Source organism: Mesorhizobium sp. P3_A9 (assembly GCF_056402975.1).
Map to the genome: position 1 here is coordinate 1 of NZ_JBFUGJ010000639.1, position 1,676 is coordinate 1,676.

Genomic DNA, 1,676 nt, shown 5'->3' on the forward strand with positions numbered 1-1,676 from the left:
CCACCAGGGAGTTCCAGAAGGGGCCCAGACCGGCCAGCCTCATCGCGAAGAAGATGCCGACCCCCAAGATAAAATAGGACGAGACGAGTAGAACCTTGTGCAATGTCGGCGAGCCTCAATTTGCCCATTAGATAAGTCGCGCCGGCGCTATCACGTCAATGGCCGGATTAGTCAAACCGATAATTGCCCGTCGCAAGGCGATTATATATTTGACAGACCCGTGGCGAATCCGGGCGGTTCTGCTATGAATCGCGCATGGGGCAAGGTCGGGATTTTTACTGGAAATGGTTCAAGGGCGTCGTTTGGTCAGCGCCAAACGCCACGGACTTTTGGGCTGGCTTCATCGGCATTATCGGGCAGATTGTTACCCACTACAGACCAGACGTGGGCAAGCTGATGGATGCCTACATCTGGGAAATTCCAGTCTGGATTTTCGGCGCGGTCTTGTTGCTGCGCCTTTTCACGGTTCCGTTTCAAATCTGGAAAGAGGACCAGGCACAGCTTGCAAAGCTGGACACGCGCGGCGTCGATCGACGGCGGATAGTAATCAAGAACCGATTGGGCAAATTTCTGGAGGAAGCCAGAGAGCTAACCGCGCAATGCGCCACCACGGATGATGCTACAGCCTTAGAAGCCAACATGAACTTACTCCTCAACAAAGCATCGGACTTCATTGAAGCCGCTCTTGGTGCGGGTGAGGCAGCCCTGCTGAACAATCACGTAGGAACCTCGGTTATCTATTCGTCCGCAGGCAAGCCGAATGAAGCTCTAAGAACGGGCATGACATGGCGCATGGAACGGCTCGTCCAGATCATACAGCGCGCCGACACAGCGCCGATCAATCCTGATTTTGATCCGAAGTCCGACGCTACCCAGCCGTAGGGGAATGGCTCGGGCGGAATTCAAACTGAGACACTGCCCGGCACCGGGAATTGTTGACAAAGAAAGTATCATGGTGATACATAAGCGCATGTGATTCACCCCGTCTCCCTAGGAGCACGTGCTCCGGAAAGGAGGTGATGAGCATGAGCAAGAAGACGTTTACCGTTGGCCGCAGTGCGGTCTCGGGTCGGTTCACGACTGTTTCGACTGCGGTTCGCAAGCCGAGCACGCATATCGTAACGCACATCAAGAAGTGATTAAAAAGGGCGCCCTTACCTCCCAGGGCGCCCTTTCTCGTGGGATGGATTTTTTACCACATTACGAATTTTTAACGAAAGGACTACTTTTAAAATGTATCATAGTGATATACCTGACGTGAAACCAAAGGGGCGCGGGGGCGTTGTGGGTCGTGGTTGTGATTGGCCAAAAGGGCAAGCAACGGACGAGATCCGCACAATCGCCCGCTCGAAAGCGCTTACGATTTCCTATAAGCGCCATGCAATTGAGCGGATGGCCGAGCGCAACATCATCATGGGTGACGTGTTGTACGTCCTCAAAAACGGCTTTGTGCATATGGAGCCAATGGAGAGTACGCGACCGGCGTACAAAAAATATGCGATGGAAGGTCTTTGCCCCAACGGCAATAGCCGAACTCTGAGAGTGATAGTCGTTCCTGAGAAGACCGGCACCTTCCTAAAGATTGTTAGTGTTATGTGGGTCGACGAACCGTCTACCCGCGCAGGTACGTTGAATGGAGAATACGATGAATAGCCACCACTACACCGAATGCGGGC

2 protein-coding genes are annotated in these 1,676 nt (G+C 53.3%); both read left to right on the forward strand.

From position 1 onward, the window contains the following. The first annotated feature begins 255 nt into the window (after positions 1-255). Positions 256-882 (forward strand): hypothetical protein, encoded by a 627-nt coding sequence (locus AC1DX0_RS35545; protein WP_477218394.1) that lies wholly within the window; start codon positions 256-258, stop codon positions 880-882. Between the two features lie 351 nt (positions 883-1,233). Further along, entirely contained in the window at positions 1,234-1,653 is a 420-nt protein-coding gene (locus AC1DX0_RS35550) for a DUF4258 domain-containing protein (protein ID WP_477218395.1), read from the forward strand. Positions 1,654-1,676: the final 23 nt, after the last annotated feature.